The following is a 752-nucleotide window of genomic DNA, read 5'->3' as shown; positions in this document are numbered from 1 at the left end:
GCGCCGAACATGACGACCTGGTCGGCGGGACCGCCCGGCCAGTCGGCGATCAGGTTGTTGGAGCGGTACTGGCAGGACGTGCAGACCTGCTCGGACACGGTGAAGCCGGCGGCCTGGAGCTTGCCCTTCACGTAGGCCACGGACGCGGTGTAACCGGCGCTGCCCGCACGGCGGTTGCCGCCGTTTTGGGTGGCGATGGTCTGGAGCTGGGACAGGTGCGCTTGGACGTTGGACACGTTGATGTCGGGCGGGGTGCTGCCCGGGTTGCCCGGGCCGCTGACGGTCAGCGTGTACTGCACGGTGTGCGTGGCGGTTCCGGTACCGGTGCCGGTCACGGTGACCGAGTAGGTGCCCGCCGCCGCGGCCGAACTCGCCGTCAGGGTCAGCGTCGAGTTGCCGCCGGCCTGGACGGTCGCCGGGTTGAAGCTCGCGGTCACGCCGCTCGGCAGACCGGTCGCGCCCAGGGTGACGTTCTGCGCGGAGCCGGTGGTCACGGCCGTGCTCACCGTGGTCGTGGTGGAGGCGCCCGGTGCGACCGTGCCCGAAGTGGGGCTGAGCGCGATCGAGAAGTCGTTCTGGCCCGGACCGGCGGTGCAGGTCGGGTCACCGGACTGCGCGGGCACGCTGATGGCGTCCCACGCGGCCTTGGTCTTGTTGAACAGGACGCACGTGGGGTCGAGCGTCTTGGCCGAACTGAGCGTCGCGGTCCGGTACTTCTTGTACGTCATGCCGCTCGTCTTGAGCAGCATGCC

At 70.1% G+C, this 752-nt stretch carries 1 pseudogene; it reads right to left on the bottom strand.

From position 1 onward, the window contains the following. Positions 1-752 (bottom strand): annotated as a pseudogene (locus tag GT354_RS47530) (peptidase M28); the annotation flags it as partial.

It is taken from the genome of Streptomyces sp. SID3343, from assembly GCF_009865215.1.
GTDB lineage: Bacteria > Actinomycetota > Actinomycetes > Streptomycetales > Streptomycetaceae > Embleya.
Note: the sequence above shows the minus strand (reverse complement) of the source record. Positions and strands in the feature narration are given on the sequence as shown.